Genomic DNA, 24,783 nt, shown 5'->3' with positions numbered 1-24,783 from the left:
GCCAGGACGGACACGTAAGGTTAGCGGCCCTCCTGGGTGATCTTGGGCAGGGTCTGATATGCGGGCTCCTCGCTGTCAAGAGGGCATCCGGCCTGCGCAGATGACGGCGCGCTGAATCACCGCAACCCCCGTACGGCAGCCACGGGTTCACTCGTTGTTCATCGGGGCGCCCGGCTCCCGCACATATGTGCCCCTACGGTCACGCTGACACCCAGGGCATCCAAGGAGAGAGCAAAGTGCGCAAGCTGCTGCCGTTGATCGGAACGCCGTCCGATTCGCACCCCGGCGGCCGGTCCGCCATGACCTGTCGTTTCCGGTGTGGTGACGCCTGCTTCCACGAGGTGCCCAACACCAGCTCCAACGAGTACGTCGGCGACGTGATCGCCGGTGCTCTCAGCCGCCGTTCGATGATGCGCGCCGCGGCCGTGGTGACCGTGGCCGCCGCGGGCGCGGGGGCCGTGGGCGCGGCCCGGGCCCCGCAGGCCGCCGCCGCCCCGGGCACCGGCGTCCCGGCCGCCGCGGCCCGCGAGGCCGCCCGGAGCAGGACCAAGGGCGCCCGGGGTCTGCGCTTCGCGCCCGTCGCGCCGAACACCGCCGACGCCGTGACCGTGCCGGAGGGGTACCGGCAGAACGTCGTCATCCGCTGGGGCGAGCCGATCCTGCGCGGTGCTCCCGCCTTCGACCCGGAGAGGCAGACCGCCAAGGCGCAGGCCGGGCAGTTCGGGTACAACTGCGACTTCCTCGCGCTGCTTCCGCTGCCGGGCGAGCGGGGCCGGCAGCTGCTCGTCGCGAACCACGAGTACACCGACGAGGTGCTCATGTTCCGCGGGTACGACGCCGCCGCCCCCACCCGCGAGCAGGTGGAGATCGCCTGGGCCGCGCACGGGCTGTCCGCCGTCGTCGTGGAGGAGGACCGCAGGAGCGGCAGGCTCACCGCCGTCCCCCGGCACCAGCTCAACCGGCGCGTCACCGCCACCACCGAGTTCCGGCTGACCGGGCCCGTGGCCGGCTCCGACCTCGTGAAGACCTCCGCCGACCCGAGCGGCACCAAGGTGCTCGGCACCCTCAACAACTGCTCCGGCGGGGTCACCCCGTGGGGCACGACCCTGCACGGCGAGGAGAACTTCAACCAGTACTTCGCCAACAGCAGCCGCGCGACGGACAAGCGGTACGGCATCGGGACCGGGGCCACCGAGCGCAAGTGGGAGCGGTTCGACAAGCGGTTCGACGTCGCCCGGGAGCCCAACGAGGTCCACCGGTTCGGCTACGTCGTCGAGTTCGACCCGTACGACCCCCACTCCACGCCCCGCAAGCACACCGCTCTCGGGCGGTTCAAGCACGAGGCCGCGACCGTGCGGCTCACCCACGACGGCCGGCCCGTCGTGTACTCCGGCGACGACGAGCGGTTCGACTACTTCTACAAGTTCGTCAGCAGCAAGCGGATGAAGCACGGCACCTCGCGGTCCGTGCGCGAGCACAACCTGTCGCTGCTCGACGAGGGCACCCTGTACGTCGCCCGGCTCACCGGTGACTCCCCGGCCATCGAGATCGACGGCACGGGCAAGCTGCCGAACGACGGCGAGTTCGACGGCAGCGGCGAGTGGATCCCGCTGGCCACGGCCACCGCCGAGGGCGCCGTCTCGCACGTGGACGGGATGAGCGCGGAGGAGGTCTTCGTCTTCACGCGGCTCGCCGGGGACAAGGTCGGCGCCACGAAGATGGACCGGCCCGAGGACATCGAGCCCAACCCGGTCACCGGCAAGGTGTACGTCGCCCTGACCAACAACTCCAACCGGGGCGTCGGCGCCAACCCCAAGGCGGACGAGGCCAATCCGCGCCACGCCAACAAGCACGGGCACGTCCTGGAGCTCACCGAGCGCTGGAACCGGCCGGAGAGCACGACGTTCGCCTGGTCGCTGTTCCTCGTCGCCGGTGACCCGCAGGACCCGGCGACCTACTTCGCCGGTTTCCCGAAGGAGGGCGTCAGCCCCATCTCCTGCCCGGACAACGTCGCCTTCGACCCCCACGGCAACCTGTGGATCTCCACCGACGGCGCCCAGCTCGGCTCGCACGACGGCCTGTTCGGCGTGGCGACCCGGGGCGAGCGGCGCGGTGAGCTCAAGCAGTTCCTGACCGTGCCGAAGGGCGCCGAGACCTGCGGCCCGATCATCCAGGAGCGGCGCGTCCTCGTGGCCGTGCAGCACCCGGGCGAGATCGACGGCGCGACCGTGGACAAGCCCGCCAGCACCTGGCCCGACGGGCCCGGGTCGTACGTCCGCCCGGCCGTGGTGTCCGTGTGGCGTGCCGACGGCCGCGACATCGGCGTCTGACCGGGGCGGCGCGGCAGGAGCGTCAGGCGGGGGGGCGTCCGTGGGGGGCGCCCCCTTCGCCGTCACCGGGGCGCGTGCAGGGTCAGGTCCGTGACCACCGCCCGGTGGTCCGTGTCCGCCAGGTCCAGGATCCGGGTGCGGTCGGCCGCGAAGTGCCGTGAGAGCAGCACGTGGTCGATCTGCACGCCGAGGGTGGGGGCTGTGAGGGCGGGCCAGGTGGCCGTGCGGCCGGCGCCGTCCAGGCGGGAGGCGTCGCGCAGACCCGTGTCGAGGATGCGGCGGAAGGCGGCGTGGTCCTGGGAGGCGTTGAAGTCCCCGGCCAGGATCAGGGGGGTGGAGCGGTCGGCCGCGGCCGCGTCGCGCAGGGCGCCCAGTTCCCGTCGCCACAGGTCGACCTGGCCGGGCAGCGGGGGCATCGGGTGGGCGAGCTGGAGCCGGACGGCGTGCCCGTCCACGTCGGCGACCGCCCCGGGCATGCCCATCGTGCCGCGGACGCCGGCCGTGGGCCGCAGGGGGAAGCGGCTGAGGATGACGGACCCCTCGGAGCCGCCGCCCTCGACGGCCCGGCGGTGCGGGAAGTCCCGCGCCAGGTCCGTCCGCAGCCGCGCGTCGCAGGCGTGGTCGCACTCCTGGACGAAGACGACGTCCGGTTTCTCGCGGCGGACGGCCGCGACCAGGGAGCCGGTGCCCTGGCCGAACTCGACGTTGGAGGTCAGCACCCGCAGGGTGGCGACGGGGCGGCCCGCGGGGTCGTCGGTCGTGCCGTACGGCTCGATGTACCAGGCCAGCAGCCCGAGCAGCAGGACGCCCCAGGCCGTGCCGGTCCACCAGCGGGACAGCAGCGTGAGCAGCAGCGCGGCCGCGGTGGGGACGAGCAGCCAGGGGAGGAAGGCGAGAAACTGCGGCACGGGCGTGATGCCGTCGCTGTCGGCCGCCCGGAAGCCGACGATCACGCTTACCGCCGCGCACAACAGCCCGGCGCACCAGGCGGCGAGGCGTCGCCCGGGCGGGCGCTGCTGCGGCCCGTCGTCGGTGGCGGTCCACTCGGCTGCGGCGGTGTCCACGTCCCGGCCTTCCGTTCGTGCGGGGGATGCCCGGATTCTCCCTCAGAGACGAGGTGGGGCGGAGGAAGGTTGCCGGGCGTCCACGCGGGCCAGGAACGCCGCCAGTGCCGCGTCGAACACCTCGGGGCGTTCCAGGTTCGGCAGGTGGGCGGCGCCCTCGACGACGTGCAGCGTGACGTCGGGCAGGGCGGCGTGCAGGGCGCGGGCGCCGGAGACGGGCGTGTAGGTGTCGTCGGCCCCCACGACGACCAGGGCCGGGACGCGCACGCGCGGCAGCAGGGGCCGGTGGTCGGGGCGCCGGGCGCGGGCGCGCAGGGCCGCTGCGGCGCCCTCGGGGGAGGTGGCCGTCATCATGCCGTGGACGTGGGCCTTGACCTCGGCGGGCGCGGACGGGGCGACCATCCGTTCCAGGACCTCGTCGGCGTAGCCGCGCAGGCCCTCGGCGAGCAGGCGGTCCGCCATGGCGTCGCGGGCGCGGACGCCCTCGGGGGTCTCCGGGGCGGCGGAGGTGTCGGCGAGGACCAGGCCCCGCACGCGCTCGGGGAACAGCCGGTAGCAGTCCAGGACGATCTGGCCGCCCATGGACAGGCCGGCCAGGACGCAGGAGTCCACCCCCAGCTCGTCCAGCAGGGCCTCGATGTCCCGGGCGAAGCCGGAGAAGTCCGTGAGGGCGGGGCGCACCGGGGAGGCGCCGTAGCCGCGCAGGTCGGGGGCGACGACACGGCGGGTCGCCGCGAACGTCTTCAGCTGCGGGGCCCACAGGGTGCGGTCGAAGGGGTGTCCGTGGACCAGGACCAGGGGAGTCGGGGGGACAAGGGGCTGCCGGGAGGATGCGGGGCCTTTGTCCTCGTATGCGAGGAAGGGTGCCATGCGCCGACCCTAGGCGGGCCCAACTACTCGGTGCAATAGGATCTTTGCTCTCGGTGCAATCCGAGGACAGCGAGGGGGAGGCCGACCGATGGGTGACTACCGGCGCATCGCGGACCGGATAGCCGAGGACATCGCCGGCGGGCGGCTCAAGCCGGGCCAACGACTGCCGCCGCAGCGGGTGTTCGCCCGCAGGCGGGGGATCGCCCCGTCGACCGCCGGGCGGGTGTACGGCGAACTCGTGCGGCGCGGACTGGTCGTCGGCGAGGTCGGGCGCGGCACCTTCGTCCGGGCCGCCCCGGACGGGCCGGCGGGGCGGGCGCTCGTCGAGACCGGCGCGTCCGGCGGGCCGGTGAACCTGGAGCTCAACTACCCGTCCGCGCCCGGGCAGTCGGAGCTGCTCGCGCCCGTGCTCGCACCGCTGCTGCGCCCCGACGTGCTGGCCGAGGCGCTGTTACCGGCCGCCGCCACCGGCACCGAGCAGGCCCGGGAGGCCGCCGCCGGCCTGCTCTCCGGCCCCGGCTGGCGTCCCGGCCCCGAGCGGCTGCTGTTCACCGGGAACGCCCGCCAGGCCATCGCCGCGGTCCTGGCCTCCCTGGTCCGGCCGGGCGGCCGGGTCGGCGTGGAGCAGCTGACGTATCCGCTGGTCAAGGAGATCGCGGCGCGGCTCGGGATCACGCTGGTGCCGCTCGCCGGGGACGCGGCCGGACTGCTGCCGGAGGCCGTCGCCGCCGCGCACCGCACGGCACCCCTGTCGGCCCTGTACGTGCAGCCGACGCTGCACAATCCGACGTCCCTGACGACGAGCGGGACCCGGCTGCTGCACCTGGCCCGCCTGGTGCACGACCTGGGCCTGCCGGTCGTGGAGGACCGCATCTGGTCGTTCCTGCACGAGCCCGCCGTCCCCCTCGCCGCCCATGCCCCGGACCTCACCCATGTCGTCGACGGGCTGTCCAAGCGGGTCGCCCCCGGGCTCACCGTCGGCTTCCTCGTCGTGCCGCCGCACCGGGTCGCCGCCGTGGCCCACGCCGTGCGGTCGGGCGGCTGGAGCGCGGGGCGGTTCGCGCTGGAGGCGGCCGTGCGGTGGGCGGCCGAGGGGACGGTGGCCCGGCTGGTGGAGGCCAAGCGGGCGGACGCCGGGCGGCGCCAGCGGATCCTCGCCGAGGAACTCGCGGGGTTCGCCGTGCGGTCCGACCCGCACGCCTACTTCGCCTGGTGGGAGCTGCCCGCGCCGTGGCGCGCCGACACCTTCACGGCCGCCGCGGCGGCGCACGGCATCGCCGTCACCCCCGGGCCCGCCTTCGCGGTCGCCCCCGGCCACACGCCGGACGCGGTCAGGCTCGGGCTCGCGTCGGCTCCGGAGCCGGATCTGCGGCGGGCCCTGCGGACCCTCGCGCACGTCGCCGCGCGGCGAGCCGGGGACCGTAGCGGCCCGTGAGCCATCCGCCGAGCGCCACCGCGAGGCCGAGGGCGCACAGCAGCCAGGACACCGTGCGCAGGGTGGCCGTCAGGGCGTCGTAGACCCCGCCCGCGGCCGGGCCCCGCAGGCCGGCGGGCAGGTCGGCGAGGGTCAGACGGCGGCCGATGGCCACGGCGAGGACGAGCAGCGCCCCGCCCAGGGCCGTGCCGAGGCCGAGGGCGGTGACCGCCCGGCGGCGGCAGGCGGCGACGGCGATGCCGGTGACGGCGAGGCAGGCCGCGGCGAGCGGCAGCCAGAAGGCGGCGGTGTCCAGCACCCGGTACCCCTTGCGCAGTCGGTCCACGTCGCCGGCCGGGAGCACCGGGACGCGGGTGTGCGTGACCGGGATGCGGTGGGCGAACGGCACGTGGTCTTCGGTGAGCCGGTGTCTGACGCGGTCGACGACGGGGGCGAGGTCGACGGTGACCGGGGCGGCCGGCGCGTCGGAGCGCAGGGCGCGCAGCACGGCCGTGTGCACGGCCCGGTTCGAGGCGTCCCAGGCCGTGGCGAACGCCTCGGTCCGGGTGAACGAGCGGGCCGCGTCGTGCACGAACGGCCCGGCCCCGCCGTGCAGTTCCGGTCCGGCCGCGCGCAGGACGCCGTCCCCGAGGGCGTCCGCGGCCGCGCGCCGCACGTCCGGGTCGGCGGCGAGCGGCGCCATCGCCCGGACCCAGCGGTCGGTGTCGGCCGGCCCGTGCGCCGCCCAGGACGCCAGCGCGCCGAACGGCAGGAGCAGGCACGCGAGGAGGAGCGAAACGGCCGACAGGGCGTTCCGCGCTCGTGGGGGCGCCGTCGCCGCAGCGGGCGCCCGGTCCGGCTCGGGCACCCTTCCAGGCAAGGCGCGCCGGGCCCCGGCCGCGAGCGGGACGACTGCATTCGGGTCCCCCTGCCGCCCCGGACGGGCTCCCCACCCCCGGGCAGCGATCCGAGCGGGACGTGCCGCCTTCGGGTGCGTGCCTCACCCGAACGGGTGCTTCCGCGTCCGGGGCCCGGGCCTCGGGAGGAGGGCTGCGGGCTCGCCCGGGTCAGTCCCGGCGGTGGCCCCCGGCGTCCTCGCGGGTGTAATAGCGGTAGAACATCGTCAGCAGGACGCCCACCCCGGCCGCCAGTCCCAGCCCGGCGGACTTCAGCACGGACTCGCCGGACTGGTTGACGAGGAAGCCGATCGCGCAGCCCGTGAAGGCGAACCAGGCCAGCGCGTGCAACTCGCGGCGCAGCCGCGGGGCCAGCCGCCACACGGCGGCGAACACCACCGCGAAGACCAGCGCGGTGAGGAAGCCGAACAGCAGGTTCCAGCCGGTGATGGGCCCGCCGTGACGCCGGTTGGCCGCGGCCCAGAAGCCGTAGACCAGCCCGAGCACCACGGGCAGCGCCAGCGCCGCGGCCGCGTGGGTCCGGGCGCTGAAGACGTCGGGCCTGCGCCGGGGCGTGGTCATCCGGCGTGAGGCGGGTGCCGCGTGAGCCATGACAGCTCTCCTCTCTGTCCCTGCCCTGGCTTCCAGGGCACACCGGCGCGCAGCCGCGGGCAAGTCGGCGGCACGCCCGCAACCGGATGCGGCCCGCCCGGCCCCGTGTTTCGCTGGGCGCGTGAGGCGCCACCGCGGGGGGCACGGCCCGCTCGACCGGTACCCCGGGGCCGGCGACGGACCTGCCCGGGCCGCCGGCGACGGGTACACCGGCATGGACGACGGGCACGCCCGGTACGGGTACGGGTACGGGTACGGCCGGGCCGGGTCCGGCCGGGCCGGAGTCGGGTACGCCGGCGGACGGGATCCCGTGCGGCGGCAGGAGCTGCTGCGGCTGCGCGGGCACCGCGTGGCCTGGCTGCCGCCGCTGGTGCTGCTCGTCGCCATCGCCGTGGGGGACTACCACACCACCGGCGAGTTCCGCATGATCTCCTGGATCGTGCTGGTGCCGGGGATCGCCGCCGCGATCTGCGGGGTGTGGGGCACGGCCCTGTTCGCCCTCGCCTCGCTGGTGACGTACGTCGTCGTGGACGGCGCCTGGCCGCACGAGTACCAGGCCGGGCTCGCCGACTTCGTCCTCGTCGCCCTCGGCGGCATCCTCGCCACCCTGGCCTGCGTCGTCCGGGTGCGCGAGGAGCAGCGCGTGCTGCGCATGGGCGACGTCACCGAGACCATCCGCCGCACGGTGCTGCGCCCGCTGCCACCGGGCTGGGGCGGCCTCGACCACGCCGGCGTCTACCTCACCGCCGACGCCGAGGCCCGTGTCGGCGGCGACTTCTACGACATCCAGCCCGGCCCGCACGGCACCCGCGTCCTGGTCGGGGACGTGCAGGGCAAGGGCCTGGGCGCGGTGGAGGCGGCGGCCGCGCTGCTCGGCACGTTCCGCGAGGCCGCCTACCACGAGGCCGACCTCACCACCGTCGCCGGGTGGCTGGAGACGCGGATGATCCGGCACCGCGGGCACACGGTCGCCCTGGGCCGCTCCGACGGCGACCGGTTCGCCACGGCCGTCCTGCTCGGCTTCCCCGACGACGACCCGGGGGCGGTGGACGTCCTGGTGTTCGGGCACGAACCGCCGCTCGCGGTCGGGCCGGGCGGGGTGCGCGCCCTGCCGGCCGGGGCGGGGCTGCCGCTGGGCTTCGGGGACCTCGCGCCGGGGCCGCCCGGGGCGCGGCGGGTGCGGGTGGCCGCCGACGAGACGCTGCTGCTGGTGACGGACGGCGTGACGGAGGCCAGGGACGGCACCGGGGCGTTCTACGGGCTCGCCCGCGAGGTGGCCCGGGCCGTGGCCGAGGACCCGGGCGCGGCCGAGCCGGCCCGGCTGGCCGCCCTGGTGCGGGACGGCACCCTGCGGCACTGCGGCGGCCGCCTCGCCGACGACACGACGATCTTCACCGTCCGCCGCCGCACCGCCCCGGAGGGGCCGGCGGAAGCGCCGTGAGGGGTGTCGTGGGGGCGGCGGGGTGCGGGTCTCGTGGTGGCTGGTCGCGCAGTTCCCGGCGCCCCTGGGGGCGCCGGGTACCGCCCGGGGTGAAGCACTCGAAGGCGGACGTTTGCGGTCCTGAGGCCTCCCGGCGCAGCCGCAGCGGTTACGGTGCTGCGGTACGTGATCGACACAGGGGGAGGGACGATGCCCGGAACCGTGCTGCTGCTGGCGGCCTCACCGGTGGGCCGGGGGCGCCTGGTCGACGCCGCCTCCGTGCTCCCCGTCCTGGCCGCCGTGGAGCCGTCCGTACTGTCCGGCACGGACACCGCGAACGTCGTCGAACTCGCCGACCCGCTGGAGCCGCAGGCCGTCCTCACCCGGCTGCGCGCCGCCGCGGCCGCCCCCGGCCCGCTCACCGTCTACGTCACCGGACAGCTCCTCCTCGACCGCCGCCAGCGCCTGCCCCACCTGGCGCTGGCCCGCACCACCCCCGCCACCGCCCGCTACACGGCCTTCCCCTGGCACTGGTTCCGGGAGGAACTGCGGCTCAGGCCCGCCGGGGCGACCACCTTCCTGCTCGACCTGCACGCCGACGCCGAGACCTGGGAACTGCTGCGCGGCACCCCGCTGGACGTGGGCCGCGGCAACGCCGTGCACGGTCGCGTCGCCCCGCCCCCGTCCCGGCGCGCGGTCGCCGCACCCGCGTACATGAAGGCCGTCGCGACGATCCTGCGCAGCGGATTCCGGCCGCCCGCCGAGCAGTTGCACCAGCAGGCGCTGGCCCGCATCGCGCCGGAGAGCGCGGGCACGGACCTGGTGCTGAGCACGCCCGGCCCGGTGGCGGGGGATCCGCACGCCGCCATCACGGCCGCCGTGCAGAGCGGCCGGCACGCCGAGGCGGACGCGCTCGCCGCCCGCTACGAGCAGGGCGCCGTCGCCGCGCACGGGCCGGCATCCGAGGAGGCCCTGCACTGGGCCGAGGTCCGGGCCGACCTGGCGATGTTCGCCGGGGACGCGGCACGCAGCTGCCGCACCTGGCTGTCGGTCGCCACCGCCCGGCTGAACGCCGGGCAGGCGGCGGACTCCCCCGCCGTCGAGGCCGCCGCCGACCGGGCCCACCACCAGTGGGGCCAGGTCCGCGATCCGGCCGGTGCCCGCGAACTGGGCGCGGCGCTGGCCGCGTTGCGGGGGCGGGTGCCCGGCCGGCGCGAGGGAGCGCTGGACCATGTGCAGCGCCAGCTGCGGCAGTTGCAGACCCAGGGCTGAGCACGCGTGCGCCGTGTGCGCCTGGCGTGAAGGGGGCGTGCGGTCACCGGTCCGGGTCGTGTCACGGGTCTGCCGCCGGGGCCTGACCCGGTGTCATGATGTCGGTCCTGACAGAGGGGGACCCACGTGGCTGTCTTAGGCGTACGCGTCCGGCTGGGTGACGGCGCGACCACGGACGATGTCAGAGCCCTGAAGGCATGGCTGGAGCGGGACGAGCCGCTGGAGGAACTGATCTCCGGCGAGCAGCTGTGCATCGAGGAGCGGATCAGGACCGACGGGCAGAAGGGCCGTCTGGGGCCCGACATCGAACTCGTGCTCCAACTGCTCGGTGACGTGGCGACGGTCGTGGCGCTGACCGAGTACACCAACCGCGCCGTGAAGACCTGGAAGAACAACCGCCGCAGGCTCCAGGGCGGCGAACCCGACACGGAGATACGCCCACTGGGCCCCGACGGGGAGTAGTCCGGTGAGCCGCTTCGACCCGCGCGGCAGACGGAACAGGGCGCTGCTGGTCGGCGTGTCCGAGTACGACCACACGGCACCGGACCCGCAGGGCGTGTCGGGACAGCTCCCCGCCGTGCTCCACAACCGCAGGGTCCTGGAGGACGCGCTGCACCGGGGCGGGGTGTTCCGCGCGGGCGAGATCAGGGTGCTCGCCTCGCCGGCCCCGGACGACTTCACCGGCGAGCTGCGCCGCGCCGTCCGCGAGACCGAGGGGCTGCTGCTGCTCTACTTCGCCGGGCACGCCGTCGTCACCGACACCTCCACCCACAAGCTGCACCTGCAGATGCGCACCGCGCGGGTGGTCGCGGGCGAGGAGCTGCCGGGCGCGGTGAGCTTCGCGGGGGTGCTGGGCGAGCTCTGCGCTCCGCAGAGCCGCGCCGAGAAGGTGCTGGTGATCCTGGACTGCTGCTACGCGGGCAACGCGGCGGCGATCTGGCACCGCTTCGAGGCCCCGCAGGAGAGCAAGGAGAGGATCCTCCTCCTGATGAGCGTGCAGCCCAACCGCTGCATCCTGGGCGGGGACGCGGACGTCGCGACGCCGTTCACCCGCGAGCTGGCGCGCGTCCTCGACGGGGGCGGACCGGTGTGGCTGTCCACGCTCTACCCCGCGCTGAAGCGGCGGATGGCCGAGGCGGGCTACGAGGCGGAGGACAACGACCGGCAGAAGCCGCAGGCGCTGGCCCCGCCGTGGAACCCGGACGCGGACATCCTGCTCGCCGCGGGACCGGCCCCCGCGCCGGTCCCCGACCCCGCGCCGGTCCCGTCACCCGCTCCCGTCCCGGCCCCCGACCCCGCCTCCGCGCCGGTCCCCTCACCCACACCCGCCCCGGCGCCCAACCCCGCCCCGGTCACCACACCCGCCCCCGCGCCGGTCCCCCCTCCGCCGGCTCCCCCGGCGCGGCCGCGCCCCGGCACCCGGGTCCGCCACCCCTACCCGTCCCGCCCGCGCAGGCGCCTGCGGGCCGCCGCCGACCGGCTCGGCCGGACCGCGCTGACCCTGCTGCTGGCCCTCGTCGCCACCGGCACCGGCGGCTACGGACTCTTCGCGCTGATCGGCGGCACCGCCCCCTGCGCCCCCTCCCTGGAGCTGCGCGTGCTCACCGACCCCGACCTGGAACCGGCGATGCGGGCGTCCGCCGACGCCTTTGTCGCCTCGGCCGCCAACACCACCGGCGACGGCTGCCGGCGCAGCGGGGTCACCGTCGGCAGCGCGGGCGCCGCCGACGTGGTGACCGCGCTGGGCGAGCGGACCGACGCCTGGCAGCAGCCGCGCGAGGACGACAACCCGCAGCGGGACATCGGCCCGCAGCCGGACGTGTGGATCCCCGCCACCCGCGCCGACGTCGACCGGGTCAACCAGGCCGCGGCCCGGGAGGACCGCGTCTTCGCCCGGCTGGAGCCGGCGGCCGGGCCGATCGCCTACTCGCCGGTCGTGCTGGCCGTGCCGAAGGCGCTCGACGCCGGCCTCGACCCCACCGGCCGGTCGCTGTCCAGGCTGGTCACCGACCTGCGGCGGGCCGACGGCAGAGCCGAACTGCACCGCCCCGACCCGGAGTTCACGGACGCGGCCCTGCTGGCGACGATGGCCCTGCACGGCGAGCGGGCCGACGCGCGCGGCGCCGAGCTGAGCGTCACCCGGGCCGGGCGGCCCGAGCCGTCGGCCGTGCGGCTGCTGTGCACCCTGCCCGACGACGACGCCGTGGACGACCGCAGCGCGGCGCTGGTGCCGGAGTTCCTGCTGAAGAGCGGCATCGGCTGCCACCCGGCCACCCGGGCCCCGCGCGTCGCCGTCTACCCGGACGACGTGCCCGGGCTGGAGCCGGCGTTCGTGCGGGTGCGCTGGGAGGACGGCGACCGGGACGCCGAGGCGCGGGACGACGCGGTGGACCGCTTCCGTGCCTGGCTGACCGGGGAGGGCGGCCTGGCGGTGCTCGGCGAGCACGGCTTCCGCTCCGCGACCGGTGAGCGCCGCCTGCTCACCCCGCGGCAGGTCCCCGAGGGCCTCGCCGAGTCCGTGCGCCCCGCGCGACCGGCCCGGGCCGCGGACATGGACCTGGCCCTGGAGCGGTACGCCAACGCGCACGGACCCGGCCGGGTCCTGTACCTGCTGGACAGCTCCGGCTCCATGGCCGGCCGGTGGGACGGCGACAGCGGCGGCCCCGGCATCCTGAAGCAGACCCTGCCGGGGCTCGGCGGGGAGGACGAGTACGGCGTGTGGGCGGTGCACGGCGTCGGCGGGCGCACGCACACCGAGCTGCTGCGCTTCACCACGCACGCGCGGGCCGACGCCGAACGGCACCTCGACGCGGCCCGGTGGCGCGACGCCGAGGCCGACCCGGCCGCCGCCCTGCGGGACGCCCTGGAGTTCATGGCGGAGCGCGGCGCCGGCGACGAACGCCCGCAGTTGATCGTGTACCTGACCGACGGCGAGGACGACAACCGGCTGACCGGCCGGGCCCTGCGGGACGTGCTCGACCGGGCCGGCGGCGCGGGCGTCCCGGTGGCCATGGTCTCCCTGACCAGCTCGGGCTGCGACCAGGGCCGCCCCGCCACCCGGATCGCCGAGGCGGGCCGGGGCCGCTGCCTGGACGCCGGGGACGACCTGGTGCCGGCCCTGCACGACGAGGTCGCCCGCACCGGAATGGGGGAGGAATGACGGCAACCCGCCCGCACCCGGGCCCGCCGGGCCGGGGCCCGGCCCGCCGCCTGGCGACCGCCGCCGCGGTCCTGCTCACCGTGGTGTCGCTGCTCAGCTCCGCCTCCTGCACCGGCGGCGACGCGCGGGAGCAGCCGCCGGACGCCGACCCGCCCCGGATCGTCGTCGCCAGCGGCCAGGACGTCACCGGCAAGAACGGCATCCGCCAGCAGCTCATCGACGCCTGGAACGCCCGGGAGGGCGAGCAGGGCTACCGGGCGCGCCTGGTCGAGCTCCCCGGCTCCGCCGACCAGCAGCGCAGCCAGCTGCTGGGCGCGCTCCAGTCCGGCAGCGCCGAGTACGACGTGGTGAACCTGGACGTGACCTGGATCCCGGAGTTCGCCGCCGCCGGCCTGATCCGCCCGCTGACCGGCGCGGCGGTGAAGGACCCGGACGACATCATCCGGTCCGTCGACGCGACGTCGTTCTGGGACGGGAAGCGGTACGCGGTCCCCTTCAACAGCGACGTGGGCCTGCTGTACTACCGCAAGGACCACCTGCGCGACGCCGGCGCCTCCCGGACCGACCTGAGCGGCGGAGTGACCTGGGACGAGCTGCGGGGGCTGATCGAGGCCGTCAACGACCGCACGCGGCCGCCGGGCCTGGAGGACGGGTGGACCACCCAGCTCGCCGCCTACGAGGGCCGTACGGTCAACGCGATCGAGGCCTTCGCCTCGGCCGTGCCCGGGTTCGGGCTGACCGACGACGAGGGGCGGTACACCGCCGACGTGGCGCAGCTGACGGCCGGGGTGAGCGAGCTGCGCGAGCGCACGGCGCCGCCTTACATGCTCGCCGAGGCATCCTCCTCCCGTGAGGCCGAGTCGCTCAGCGCCTTCGCGGAGGGCCGCACGACCTTCCTGCGCCACTGGCCGTACGTCTACCCGGTGCTGTACGAGAGGTTCGAGGGGGACCTCGGCGTGACCCGGCTGCCCGGCAAGGCGGTGCTCGGCGGGCAGAACCTGGCCGTCACCTCGTCGGCGTCCGAGCGGCGGGCCGCCAAGGCCGCCGAGCTGATCGCGTTCCTGACCGACCCCGACAGCGAGCGCTGCCTGCTGCGCGCCGGGTTCGCCGCGACCCGCACCTCCGCCTACGCGGACCCCGGCGGCCCGCCGGAGTGCCGGCACGCCTCCGCCTACCGCGCGAGCCCGTCGGCGTCCCCGACCGGTGAGAGCGCCGAGCTCAAGGCGCCCGACCGCTTCGCCGGCGGCGTCAGCTACTCCCGGGACATCCTGTTCCCGGCGCTGCGCGGTGCCGTGCAGCGCCCGCGCACGCCGTTGTACGGGGCCGTCACCCGGACCCTCGTCACGGAACTGGACGCCCTGTACGGGCCCGGGCGGCCGGGGGACGCGGAGGTGGCGGAGCACCTCGACGAAGCCCTGAGGGCGCTGCTGCCGCACTGAATTCCGCCCGGTGTGGGAGGCGCGAGGGCGGGAACACGTGATCGAGCGTGGAGTGTGTGCGGGCTGTGCCCCGCCCGAGGGAAGGACGTGGGCGTGCCCGGTGTCACCGGCCTCCTGCTGAGGAGACTGACCGCCGTCGCGTGCCGGACGCGACGGACGGTGGGAGGGGCCGTGCAGCCGGCCCTGGTCACGCTCAGCCGCATCCGCCCCTGCCCCTACTGCCGGGCCCTGGTCGCGGCCGACAGCGCCGTCTGCCCCGGCGGCCACCGCGTGGACTGACCGCGGTCCCGGCCGTATCCGCGTACCCGCCCGCCGTGTGCCCGCCCCGCGGGCGGGTAGACGCACCGCGGCAAGCCGCCGAACGGCGACCACAACGAAAGAGTCCGTATGGCCATCCCGCTTAGGAATCAGGCGGCAGATGAGCAGGACCCAGGCACGCACGCCACGCTGCACTACGGCGTGGCCTGGTCCGAGGGCACGGCGCGCTCCGTCGACGCGCGCCGGGCCCTGCACGCCGTCCTCGCCCATGCCGCACGCACCGGCCGCGCTCCCCTGCCGGCCCCGACGATCCAGGACGCCGAACTCGCGATCAGCGAACTCGTCACCAACGCGCTGCAACACGCTCCCGGACCCTGCGGCATGGCCCTGCGGCTCTCCGGCGACCACCTGGCCATCACCGTGTGGGACACCTCGCCCGGCCGGCCCGTGGCCCAGGAGCACGACCCGCGCCGCTTCGGCGGGCACGGCCTGCGCCTGGTGCACGAGGTCAGCCACCGGGTCGTCGTCGCGCCCCGCGCCGCCGGCAAGCAGATCACCGCCTGCCTGCGCCTGCCCCCGCGCGACCTCCCGGGCCCGCTCGGCCGGAGCGTCCTGTCCACGGCCCTGGCGGACCCGGTGCCGGGGACACCGTGAGCCGTCCCGGGCCCCGGCTCAGCGGGCGTCGGCGACGGTCCGCTGGCCGTGCGGGGGCTGCTCCGGGCCGGCCGGTCCGGCGTTGGCCGCCAGCAGGAGGGTGGCCATGGCGACCAGGGCGGCGGCGAAGCCCCGGGCGTACCGCTCGGCGGTGCGTGTGCGCATCAGCACGGCGACCTCGCAACAGGGGCGGCGACTACGGCGGCAGCGTATTAAGCGTCTTCGACAATTCGGCTTAACACTCCGTTTAACCTAGGGGCTGTCCAGGCCGAACGGCAAGAGGCGCAGGGGGAGTTGGCGTGGGGGAGCGGGACGATCCGGGGACCATCGGGCGCCGGGTGCAGCGATTGCGTGTCGAACGAGGACTGACGCAACGGCAGTTGGCGGAACCTGTGTACACCCCCGCCTACATCTCCACCCTGGAGTCGGGCCGGGTGCGGCCCTCCGACGACGCCCTGCGCCATCTCGCCGGCCGGCTCGGCGTCGCCTTCGACGAACTCGCCACCGGGCGTTCCGCGCGGCTCGTCACCGAACTGCGGCTGCGGCTGACCGAGGCCCAGCGCACCCTCGCCGTCGGCGAGACGGAGGCCGCGGCCGGGCAGTACGCCGAGCTGCTCGCCGAGGCCGAGCGGCACGGCCTGGCCGCCGAGCAGTCCGCCGCCCTGCTCGGGCTCGGCGAGTGCGCCCTGGAGACCGGCGAGCTGGAGGAGGGCCGCGGGTACTTCGAACGCGCCGAGGCCTGCCTGGCCGACGCGCCGCTGCCCGCCCGCGTCCCCGCCCTGCGCGGCCGGGCCGTCGCCCACTACCTCGCCGGCGAGCTGCGCTACGCCGTCTACCTGCTGGAGACGGCTCTCGACGAGCTCAACCGCGGCGGCCTGCACGACCCGGACGCCCTGCTGCTGCTCTACGCCAGCGCCATCGGCCCGTACATGGACATGGGCGCGCACGCCCGGGCCGCCCAGGCCGCCGAGCTCGCCCTGGCCCTCGCCCCGCAGTCCGGCGACCCGGCCCTGGTCGCCCGGATGCACCGTTCGGTGGCCCGCACCCTGGTCGCCGAGGGCCGGCTCGCCGAGGCCGACGCCTCGCTGGCGAAGGCGGCCGAGCTGTACCGGGGCCTGCAGATCCGCACCGAACTGGCCAACTGCCACTGGATGCGCGGCTACGTCTACGCCCAGGACGGGCAGCTGGAGCGCGCGGAGGCGGAGCTGCGCGAGGCGCTCGGCATGCTGTCGGCCAAGCGCGCCGCCCTCTACAGCAGCCAGGTCACCGTCGAACTGGCCGACGTGCTGCACAAGCGCGGCCGGTCCGACGAGGCCGCGGCCCTGCTGCACGACGTCCTCGGGCACCTGTCCCCCGAGCGCGGCGCCGTGCACGCCGCCGCCGCGCACCGGCTGCTCGGCATCATCGCCGAGGACGCCCGCCGCACCGAGGACGCCGAGGAGCACTACGTGCGCGCCCTGAGCCTGCTGGAGCGGGCCGGGGCCGCGGGCGACCTGGCCGACCTGTGCCGGCTGCTCGGCGACCTGCTGCGGCGTGCCGGGCGGGTGGAGGCGGCCCTGGACGCCTACCGCACGGGCCTCGGGCACCGTACGGCCCCCGGCACCACCACCCTCGGGCCCGCGCCCGCACAGCCCCCGCTGTGACCGGGCACGGCTGGCGCACAGCCGTGCGGGTTAGCCTCTCCCGGGAACGATGGGGGCGGGGCACGTGGAGAACCGACCGACGGTCGCCGACGGCATACGGCTGGGCCTGCGGGCCCTGGTGTACGCCGTCCTCGGGGGCGCCGCGCTGATCGCCGTCGTGACGGTGGTGTCGGTGCTCGGGCCGCTGGCCGCGCTCGATCTGTACACCCCGCCGGTCGCGGCCTGGTGGACGGTCTTCACGGCGATCGCCGTCCAGGGCGTGCCGTTCCTGCTGCTGGGCACGGTGGTGTCGGCCGCGATCGGGGCGTTCGTGCCGCAGCGGGTCCTCACCCGGCTGCTGCCCCGGCGCGAGGCGCTCGCCGTGCCGGTCGCGGGGGCGGCCGGGGTGGTGCTGCCCGGCTGCGAGTGCGCGTCCGTGCCGGTCGCGGGCAGCCTGATGCGCCGGGGTGTCGCCCCGGCGGCCGCGCTGGCCTTCCTGCTGTCGGCGCCCGCGATCAACCCCGTCGTCCTGGTGTCGACCTCGATCGCCTTCCCCGGGCAGCCCGCGATGGTCCTGGGCCGGCTGGCCGCCTCGCTCGGCACGGCCGTGGTGATGGGCTGGCTGTGGGCGCGGTTCGGCAGGGCGGAGTGGCTGCGGCTGCCGCAGCGCGCCACCGGTCATGAGCCCGGCGGCGGCATCCGCGCCTTCGTCGCGGGCCTTCAGCACGACTTCCTGCACGCGGGCGGCTTCCTCGTGGTGGGCGCTGCGGCGGCGGCGACGTTCGCCGTGACCGTGCCGCGGTCCGTGCTGGACGTCTTCACCGGGTCGCCCTGGCTGTCGGTGCTGCTGCTGGCGCTGCTGGCGGTCGTGCTGTGCGTGTGCAGCGAGGCGGACGCGTTCGTGGCGGCCTCGCTGAGCGGCTTCTCGCCGACCGCGCGGCTGGCGTTCATGGTGGTGGGGCCGATGGTCGACCTGAAGCTGCTCGCGCTGCAGGCGGGCACCTTCGGCCGGGGTTTCGCCGTGCGGTTCTCGGCCGCGACCTGGGTGGTGGCGGTGGGCAGCAGCGTCCTGACGGGGTGGTGGCTGCTGTGAGGCGCCACGGACCGGCGGTGCTGCTCGCGCTCGTGGGGGCGGCGATCCTGCGGGTGTCCCTGTTCAGCGAGCTGTACCTGCGCTACGTCCAGCCGGGGCTGCGGCCCTGCCTGGTGGTGTCGGGGGTGGCGCTGGTGCTGCTGGCGGTGGTCGCGACGGTGTCGGCCCGGACCGCCGGGGCGGCACGGCCCGGCCGGCGCCAGGACGCCGGCCCGCAGGCCCACGACCGGCACGCGACCGCCCCCACCCCCGACCCGCACCCTGACCACCCGGACCACGCCCACGACCCGGACCACGCCCACCGCCCGCACCGAGGCCACGACCCGGACCACCCCCACGACGCGGACCACGGCCACGGCCACGGCCCGCGCGTCGCCTGGCTGCTCACCCTGCCCGCTCTCGCGCTGCTGCTGTTCCCGCCGCCCGCCCTCGGGTCCTACAGCGCCGAGCGGGAGGCGGCCCAGCGGGCGGCGCAGGGCGTCGGCACCTTCCCGGCGCTGCCGGACGGCGACCCGCTCGACCTCACCCTCGGGGAGTTCGGCTCCCGGGCGGTCTACGACAGCGGCCGCTCCCTGCGGGGACGCACGGTCCGGCTCACCGGCTTCGTCACCCGCGACGCCGACGGCACCTGGTACGTCACCCGGCTCCTCGTCTCCTGCTGCGCCGCCGACGCGAGCGCCGCCAAGGCCGAGGTGCGCGGCGCGGACGCCCCGGCCGTCGACACCTGGGTCACCGTCACCGGCACCTGGCGTCCCGAGGGCGCCCTCGGGACGGACGCCGCCTGGCCGCCGGTCCTGGACGCCACGTCCGTACGGCGGGTGCCGCAGCCGGGCAACCCCTACGAGAAGCGCTGAGGCCGCACCCCGCCGTGACGGCCCCACCACGGGTTTCGGCCCCACCGCCCCGGGTAGTCGGGGCAGCACTCCGGGCGGGCGCCGGGGCACGGCCCGGACGGCCCGGGCGGGCCCCCGCGGGCCGTCCCGTGGTGCGTCGCGGGGCAGCGGGGACGGCCACCCCGACGTGATCTCGTGCCGCCCGCCGCGGGTGCGGGCGTCCGGCCGTCCCGGCGTGCGCACGCGGGCCCGTCCCGCGCGGGAACGGCGAAGTGCAGATCGCGGTGATCGAAGGAGGCGGTGGCCGTGCGGCCCAGGGACGACCCCCACGGCGCGGCGGGTGACGACCCCGGCGCACGCGGTGCGGGGGGCGGCGACCTGGACCTGGACGGGGTGCGGGCCGCTGACGCGATCGCCCGGGGCGTGCGCGGCGCCCCTGCCGGTGAGGTGCCCGCGCGGCTGTGCCAGGTGGCCGTCGAACTGCTGCCGGTGACCGGCGCGAGCGTGTCGCTGCGCAGCGAGGGCATGCCCGTGCACCTGAGCGCGAGCAGCCCGCAGGCCGCGTATCTGGCGCAGATCCAGGCCACCCTGGGCGACGGCCCCTGCCAGAGCGCGGTGGCGGACGGGGTGCCCGTGCTCGCCTGCGACCTGACGAGCGGCCGGGACGCCGGACGCTGGCCGGTCTTCGCCCAGCAGGCCACCGCGGCCGGGGTCCGCGCGGTGTACGCGGTGCCGCTCGGCAGCGACGCGGTGTGCGTGGGCACCCTCGACCTGTACCGCGACACCCCGGGCGGACTCACCGAGCGCCAGCTGTACGTGGCCCGGCTGGTGGCCGGTGTGATGACCGTCGCCCTGATGGCACTGCCGCGCGGGGACGAGCCCGGGACGCAGGACGGGGAGCCCTGGCTGAGCGGGCTCGCCTCGGACCACGACGAGATCTACCAGGCCGTCGGCATGATCATGGCGCAGCTCGGGGTCGGCACGGACGACGCGCTCGCGCTGCTGCGGGGCGACGCGTTCGCGCGCGGGCGCACGGCCCTGGACGTGGCCCGCGACGTCATCGCCCACCGCCGGCGCTTCGACCGGGACGGATCCGACCGGGACTGACGCGAACGGGACTGACGCGAACGGGCCTGACGCGAACGGGACTGACGCGACCGGGGCGCGGGCCACGGGGACTCCGGCGGGGGCGGCTCGCGTTGCGTTGCGGGACGGTTGCAGGGCGCGGCCCGCGCACGGGCGGCTCCGCCGGGATCCCGGCGGCGCGGGACCGGCGGTCAGATCTGCGCCCGGCCCCGCCGGGTGAGTTCCGTCAGACGTTGCGCCCCGATCCGTACGGTCTCCCGCGTGACCTCGGCGTCCACCTCGTCGAGCCCGCCGTGGGTGACGACGATCGCCTCCTCGCCGACCCGCACGCCGGCGATGTCCACCGTCAGATAGGTCAGCTCGCCCTCCTCCGTCTCGCCGGACAGCGTGATCCGCAGGGCCTGGCGGGCGTCCCCGGCCGCCGGCAGCGGCAGGTCCCCCACCTCGACGCCCTGGACGCCGCCGCGCGTGCTCGCGGCGGTGAACTGCCCGCACCTGCCCGGCAGCGACCTCAGCCAGTCCAGGGTGCGGTCGACGTCGGCCGGGGGACGGGCGACGACCTGGTAGCGCACCTGGGCGTCGGTGTCGGCGGCGTCGAACGCGGCCGTGGCGGCCGGGCCCTGGGGGGCGCCGAACAGCTCCTCGGTGTAGAGGGCGTCCAGCAGCCGCTGGCACTCGGGGTCCTCGGTGGTCGCCTTCAGCAGCCCGTCGCGCCAGGTCCGCGCGCCCCGGGTCGGCCCCCAGGGTTCTCCGAGGTCGGTCTCCGTGATCAGGGCCGCCCGGGCCTGCGCCTCGGTGAGGCCGTCCCCGGGCCCGGCGGGCTGCTCGGCGGCGGGCGAGGCGGGGGACGCCGAGGCGGACGCCGAGAACCACTTGGGGCGCGGCTCGCCCTGGACGGCGCACCCGGCCGAGCCCAGCAGGGCGGCCAGGGCCAGGACGGGGACGAGGAGGGCACGGGCGGTGGCCGGCGGGTGGGTCATCGGAGTGCCTCCTGGTGGGCGGGCCGGGGCTGACCGAGATCGGGTGCGCTGCTCATACGGCACCACCGCCACAGCCGGGCCACCAGCGCGCCGGGCCGTCCGGGTGAGCGGGCGCGGGCGCGGGGCGTGGCGCGGGGGGCCGGGGACCGGAATGCCGTATGACGCGCGCGGGGGCCGGGGGGACCGCTGACGGGGACGCCGCCGAAAAACCGTCGCGTCGCGTGCGGCGCCGCTGTTACGGTCACGCCCATGCAGCGCGTCCAGCCGTTCCCGTCCGCCACGACGACGCCGGAGAGTGTCCCGGCGCGCTGACTGCTGACGCAGACGACCGAAGCCCCGGGGCGAGTGCCCCGGGGCTTCGTCACGCGGTGCTCGCCCGGACATCCGCATCCGGAGGAGCCACCATGCACGACCACCGCCGACTCGGCCGCGAACTGGAGCTGTTCGACACCGACCCGCTGATGGGCGCGGGGCTGCCGTACTGGCTGCCCGACGGCGCCGTCGTGCGGCACACCCTGGAGGAGTACGTCCGCGAGGCGGAACGGCGGGCCGGCTACCGGCACGTCTACTCGCCCGTCCTCGGCAAGCGCGAGCTGTACGAGATCTCCGGCCACTGGGACCACTACGGCGACGACATGTTCCCGCCGATGGACGTGGGCGCCGAACAGGTCCTGCTGCGCCCCAGCCTCTGTCCCCACCACGCGCTGATCTACCGCTCCCGCGCCCGCAGCTACCGCGAACTCCCCTTCCGGATGGCGGAGTTGGGCGGCATGTACCGCTCGGAGCCGTCCGGGGTGCTCGGCGGGCTGACCCGGGTGCGGGCCATCACCCTCAACGACGCGCACATCTTCTGCACCCCCGAGCAGGCCGTGGCGGAGGCCCGGGCCGCGCTGGAGCTGATCGGGCGCGCCTACGCGGACCTGGGCATCCGGGCGTCCCGGTACCGCCTGTCGCTGCCCGGCGAGGGCGGCAAGTACGTGGCCGACCCGCGGCTGTGGCGGCGGGCCACCGCGCTGCTCCGGGAGGTCCTGGACGCGTCCGGCGTCCCCTACGAGGCCGCCGAGGGGGAGGCCGCCTTCTACGGTCCCAAGATCGACGTGCAGATCGCCGACCCGGCGGGCCGGGAGACCACCCTGTCCACCGTCCAGATCGACTTCCACCAGCCCGAGCGCTTCGGCCTGCACTACACCGGGCCGGACGGGGCCAGGCACCGGCCGGTCATGGTGCACCGCAGCGTCATCGGCAGCGTGGAGCGCGCGGTCGCCCATCTCGTCGAGGCCCACGGCGGCGCCTTCCCGCCCTGGCTGGCCCCGGTGCAGCTGGTCGTCCTGCCGGTGGGGGACGAGCAGACCGGACGGGCGCACGCGCTGGCCGCCCTGGCCCGGGAGCGGGGGCTGCGCGCCGAGGTCGCCGACCCCGGCGAGGGCACCCTGGCGGCCCGGGTCCGCGCGGCCCGGATGGTGCCGTACCAGGCGGTGATCGGCGCCCGGGAGGCCGCCGCCGGCCTGGTGGCGCCACGCCTGCGGGACGGCCACCGCACGGCCCCGCTGCCCGGCGCGGAACTGCTCGACCACATCACCGCCCGGGTGACCTCCCGCGCCACCACCCCGTAGCGACGGGCTTCGCGGTCACCGGGCACCTGCCGGGAGGGCGGCCGGGCCACCCGGGCCGTGCCCGGCAGGCCGTAAGGTCGCCGGTGACAGGCCCCAACGCGGAACAGGTGGAAGGAGTCCTCGTCGTGACGGACGGACAGCGCATCCCGGTGATCATCGACTGCGACACCGGTGTCGACGACGCCCTCGCCCTGCTGTTCGCCGTACGGCACCCGGCGCTCGACGTCCGCGCGATCACCTGCGTGGCCGGGAACACCGACGTCGACGGGGTCGTCCGCAACACCCTGACCGTGCTGGAGCAGGCGGGCGCCCCCGACATCCCCGTCGCCCGGGGCGCGGAGCGGCCGCTGATCGAGGCGCCCCGCTCCGCCCGGCACGTGCACGGCGACGACGGCATGGGCGACCTGGGGCTGCCGGCCCCGGCCCGCGAGCCCGCCGGCGTGGACGCCGTGACGCTGCTGCGGCGCGAGATCCTCGCCTCCCCGCGCCCGGTGACACTGGTGCCGACCGCGCCCCTCACCAACATCGCGCTGCTGCTGCGCACCCACCCGGAGGTGGTGCGCAACATCGAGCGGATCGTGTTCATGGGCGGCGCGGCGGCGACCGGGAACGCCACGCCCGTCGCGGAGTTCAACGTCTGGCACGACCCGGAGGCGGCCGCGATCCTGCTCACCGCCGGGGTGCCGATCACGATGTACGGGCTGGACGTGTTCAGCCGGGTCGTCGTCCCGGCGGAGCAGGTGCGGCGCCTGCGCGCGAGCGCCGAGCCGGGGGCCCGGCTGGCCGGTGAGCTGCTCGCCCACCGCCCGGCCCACCCCGGCAGCCGTCCCGGCGACCCGGCCGAGACGGCTGGCGGTCTCGGTGACGCGGGGGCGCTCTGCGCGGTCGCCGACCCGGAGGGCCTGACGACCCACCGCCTGCCGGTCGACGTCTCCCTGGCGCCCGGCCCCACGCGCGGCATGACGATCGTCGACCGCCGCCCGCGCCCGGGCGAGTCCGAACTGCACGAGGGCACCCGCGAACAGCCGATGGTGGACGTGGGCCTGGACGTGGACGTGGAGCGCTACGTGCGGCTGTACCTGGCGACCGTCGAGCAAGCGCTCTAGCACCGGAAACGGGACGACGCCCCCGCGCTGCCGCCGCCGGACGGCAGCGCGGGGGCGTCACCGGACGCGGATCAGGCGCCGGCCGCGTTCCGCTTCGCCCGGCGGCGGGTCGTCAGGACGAGGGCCGCGCCGCCCGCGAGCAGGGCCGCCGCGCCCAGGGCGATCGGGCCGGTGTTGCCGTCGGCGCCGGTCTCGGCGAGGTCGCCGCCACCGCCGTTCGGCTTCGGGGCGGCGGGCGTCGACTCGGAGGCGCTCGGGGCGGGGGTCTCCGTGTCCCCGGCCGGCGGGGCGGAGGGCTCCGACGGCTCGGACGGGGACGCCGGCGGAGTGGTGCCCTCGGCCGGCTCCGACGGGGTCGCGGGCGGCGTGGAGGCGGGCGGCTCCTCCTCGGCGGGCGGCGGGGTCGTGCAGTCCTTGGTGCCGCCGTTCCAGGCCGCGATCAGCTTGTCCTTGATGACCGGGCGGTCCGGGCCCTTCGGCAGCTCGCCGTGCTCGAAGCCGTCCTTCGCGTCGAGCTCCCCGTCGAACTTCACCGCGCCCCGGTAGAGGTCGATCTGCGCGAAGCAGCCCTGGTCGGGGATGGCGATGTCGAGCGAGTCGGTGGCGCCCGGCTTGACCGTCACCGTGTCGAAGTCGACGAACACCTGCTCGCCGGAGGTCGCGAAGGTCGCGCCGTGGGCCAGGTAGGAGGCGAGGGAGGCCGTGCAGGTCGAGGCGTCGCCGGCGGTGCGCACCTTGATGTGCACCTTGCCGTCCTCGGTCGGCTTCAGGTTCTGGTCGTCGACCTTGACCGAGTCCTGGAAGGTGGTGCCGTCGAGCGAGAACTGGCAGCGGTCGGTCCCCGTCTCCGTGCCCGCGCCCGTCCCGGGCTTGTAGCTGCCGCCGGACGACCAGCCGTCACCGCCGGGTGTCCCGTGGGCGAAGGCGGTGGTGGCGGAGGCGGCGCACAGGGCGAGGGCCGCGACGCCCGTCCCCAGCAGGCGGCGCGCGGTGACACGTCTCGCTATGGACATAGGGGTATCCCGTTTCTTGGCGTGTGCCGGAACCCGGACGGCGCCATG

General features: G+C 76.2%; 22 protein-coding genes. 15 read left to right on the top strand and 7 right to left on the bottom strand.

The features are described from left to right. The first annotated feature begins 236 nt into the window (after nucleotides 1-236). A complete protein-coding gene (locus ACIGAN_RS10175; protein WP_399856581.1) occupies nucleotides 237-2,330 on the top strand; it encodes a PhoX family protein in 2,094 nt (697 codons plus the stop codon). Between the two features lie 62 nt (nucleotides 2,331-2,392). Here the strand turns inward: ACIGAN_RS10175 and ACIGAN_RS10170 are convergent, their stop codons facing one another. Beyond that, the gene (locus ACIGAN_RS10170) at nucleotides 2,393-3,394 is read right to left on the bottom strand and encodes an endonuclease/exonuclease/phosphatase family protein (RefSeq protein ID WP_399856579.1); all 1,002 of its coding nucleotides are present in this window, start codon (nucleotides 3,392-3,394) and stop codon (nucleotides 2,393-2,395) included. A gap of 42 nt (nucleotides 3,395-3,436) precedes the next feature. After that, a complete protein-coding gene (locus ACIGAN_RS10165) occupies nucleotides 3,437-4,264 on the bottom strand; it encodes an alpha/beta fold hydrolase (RefSeq protein ID WP_399856577.1) in 828 nt (275 codons plus the stop codon). Between the two features lie 88 nt (nucleotides 4,265-4,352). Here ACIGAN_RS10165 and ACIGAN_RS10160 point away from each other — a divergent pair, with 88 nt between their 5' ends. Further along, entirely contained in the window at nucleotides 4,353-5,699 is a 1,347-nt protein-coding gene (locus ACIGAN_RS10160) for a PLP-dependent aminotransferase family protein (protein ID WP_399856575.1), read from the top strand. Here ACIGAN_RS10160 and ACIGAN_RS10155 read toward each other — a convergent pair. Continuing rightward, on the bottom strand, nucleotides 5,596-6,546 hold the full coding sequence (locus tag ACIGAN_RS10155) for a hypothetical protein (RefSeq protein ID WP_399856573.1): 951 nt from the start codon (nucleotides 6,544-6,546) through the stop codon (nucleotides 5,596-5,598). The genes ACIGAN_RS10160 and ACIGAN_RS10155 overlap by 104 nt on opposite strands. A gap of 199 nt (nucleotides 6,547-6,745) precedes the next feature. Then, on the bottom strand, nucleotides 6,746-7,186 hold the full coding sequence (locus tag ACIGAN_RS10150; protein WP_399856571.1) for a hypothetical protein: 441 nt from the start codon (nucleotides 7,184-7,186) through the stop codon (nucleotides 6,746-6,748). A gap of 310 nt (nucleotides 7,187-7,496) precedes the next feature. Between ACIGAN_RS10150 and ACIGAN_RS10145 the strand changes: the two genes are divergently transcribed. The 7 genes from ACIGAN_RS10145 (at nucleotide 7,497) to ACIGAN_RS10115 (ending at nucleotide 15,389) form a co-directional block, all read left to right on the top strand. Then, nucleotides 7,497-8,627 (top strand): PP2C family protein-serine/threonine phosphatase, encoded by a 1,131-nt coding sequence (locus ACIGAN_RS10145; protein ID WP_399856811.1) that lies wholly within the window; start codon nucleotides 7,497-7,499, stop codon nucleotides 8,625-8,627. A gap of 189 nt (nucleotides 8,628-8,816) precedes the next feature. Next, nucleotides 8,817-9,878: a hypothetical protein gene (locus tag ACIGAN_RS10140; protein ID WP_365099705.1), complete on the top strand. Its 1,062-nt coding sequence runs from the start codon at nucleotides 8,817-8,819 to the stop codon at nucleotides 9,876-9,878. A 126-nt stretch (nucleotides 9,879-10,004) separates the two neighbouring features. Next, complete coding sequence (locus ACIGAN_RS10135; protein ID WP_365736286.1) at nucleotides 10,005-10,340, top strand: hypothetical protein; 336 nt, start codon at nucleotides 10,005-10,007, stop codon at nucleotides 10,338-10,340. Nucleotides 10,341-10,344: 4 nt separating this feature from the next. Beyond that, entirely contained in the window at nucleotides 10,345-13,038 is a 2,694-nt protein-coding gene (locus ACIGAN_RS10130) for a vWA domain-containing protein (RefSeq protein ID WP_399856569.1), read from the top strand. Next, the gene (locus ACIGAN_RS10125; protein ID WP_399856567.1) at nucleotides 13,035-14,477 is read left to right on the top strand and encodes an extracellular solute-binding protein; all 1,443 of its coding nucleotides are present in this window, start codon (nucleotides 13,035-13,037) and stop codon (nucleotides 14,475-14,477) included. The genes ACIGAN_RS10130 and ACIGAN_RS10125 overlap by 4 nt, the downstream gene beginning before the upstream one ends. A gap of 93 nt (nucleotides 14,478-14,570) precedes the next feature. After that, on the top strand, nucleotides 14,571-14,756 hold the full coding sequence (locus ACIGAN_RS10120; RefSeq protein ID WP_399856565.1) for a hypothetical protein: 186 nt from the start codon (nucleotides 14,571-14,573) through the stop codon (nucleotides 14,754-14,756). A gap of 108 nt (nucleotides 14,757-14,864) precedes the next feature. Then, the gene (locus ACIGAN_RS10115; RefSeq protein WP_399856563.1) at nucleotides 14,865-15,389 is read left to right on the top strand and encodes an ATP-binding protein; all 525 of its coding nucleotides are present in this window, start codon (nucleotides 14,865-14,867) and stop codon (nucleotides 15,387-15,389) included. Between the two features lie 18 nt (nucleotides 15,390-15,407). On the opposite strand, the gene ACIGAN_RS10110 is transcribed toward ACIGAN_RS10115, so the two are convergent. Next, a complete protein-coding gene (locus ACIGAN_RS10110; protein WP_365099545.1) occupies nucleotides 15,408-15,554 on the bottom strand; it encodes a hypothetical protein in 147 nt (48 codons plus the stop codon). A gap of 134 nt (nucleotides 15,555-15,688) precedes the next feature. On the opposite strand from ACIGAN_RS10110, the gene ACIGAN_RS10105 reads away from it, so the two are divergent. From ACIGAN_RS10105 to ACIGAN_RS10090, 4 genes are all read left to right on the top strand, one after another. After that, nucleotides 15,689-17,032, top strand: a complete 1,344-nt coding sequence (locus tag ACIGAN_RS10105; RefSeq protein WP_365736276.1) for a tetratricopeptide repeat protein — start codon at nucleotides 15,689-15,691, stop codon at nucleotides 17,030-17,032. Nucleotides 17,033-17,081: 49 nt separating this feature from the next. Next, nucleotides 17,082-18,104 carry a permease gene (locus ACIGAN_RS10100; RefSeq protein ID WP_399856560.1) on the top strand — a complete coding sequence of 341 codons (1,023 nt, stop codon included), beginning with the start codon at nucleotides 17,082-17,084 and terminating at the stop codon, nucleotides 18,102-18,104. Next, nucleotides 18,101-18,958 (top strand): TIGR03943 family putative permease subunit, encoded by an 858-nt coding sequence (locus ACIGAN_RS10095; protein WP_399856558.1) that lies wholly within the window; start codon nucleotides 18,101-18,103, stop codon nucleotides 18,956-18,958. The genes ACIGAN_RS10100 and ACIGAN_RS10095 overlap by 4 nt, the downstream gene beginning before the upstream one ends. A gap of 285 nt (nucleotides 18,959-19,243) precedes the next feature. After that, a complete protein-coding gene (locus ACIGAN_RS10090; RefSeq protein ID WP_365736269.1) occupies nucleotides 19,244-20,044 on the top strand; it encodes a GAF and ANTAR domain-containing protein in 801 nt (266 codons plus the stop codon). Between the two features lie 170 nt (nucleotides 20,045-20,214). Here ACIGAN_RS10090 and ACIGAN_RS10085 read toward each other — a convergent pair whose 3' ends face one another. After that, nucleotides 20,215-21,003 (bottom strand): hypothetical protein, encoded by a 789-nt coding sequence (locus ACIGAN_RS10085; protein ID WP_365736267.1) that lies wholly within the window; start codon nucleotides 21,001-21,003, stop codon nucleotides 20,215-20,217. Between the two features lie 404 nt (nucleotides 21,004-21,407). Here ACIGAN_RS10085 and thrS point away from each other — a divergent pair, with 404 nt between their 5' ends. Together thrS and ACIGAN_RS10075 are read left to right on the top strand one after the other, a co-directional pair. After that, nucleotides 21,408-22,616: a threonine--tRNA ligase gene (gene thrS / locus ACIGAN_RS10080; protein WP_399856556.1), complete on the top strand. Its 1,209-nt coding sequence runs from the start codon at nucleotides 21,408-21,410 to the stop codon at nucleotides 22,614-22,616. A 125-nt stretch (nucleotides 22,617-22,741) separates the two neighbouring features. Next, nucleotides 22,742-23,722, top strand: a complete 981-nt coding sequence (locus ACIGAN_RS10075; RefSeq protein ID WP_399856554.1) for a nucleoside hydrolase — start codon at nucleotides 22,742-22,744, stop codon at nucleotides 23,720-23,722. Between the two features lie 71 nt (nucleotides 23,723-23,793). Here the strand turns inward: ACIGAN_RS10075 and ACIGAN_RS10070 are convergent, their stop codons facing one another. Beyond that, entirely contained in the window at nucleotides 23,794-24,735 is a 942-nt protein-coding gene (locus ACIGAN_RS10070) for an LAETG motif-containing sortase-dependent surface protein (protein WP_399856552.1), read from the bottom strand. Nucleotides 24,736-24,783: the final 48 nt, after the last annotated feature.

Origin of the sequence: Streptomyces sp. NPDC085931 (assembly GCF_044540565.1) — a bacterium.
GTDB lineage: Bacteria > Actinomycetota > Actinomycetes > Streptomycetales > Streptomycetaceae > Streptomyces.
The sequence above is the reverse complement of the archived record's forward strand: the minus strand, read 5'-3'. Positions and strand labels throughout refer to the sequence as shown.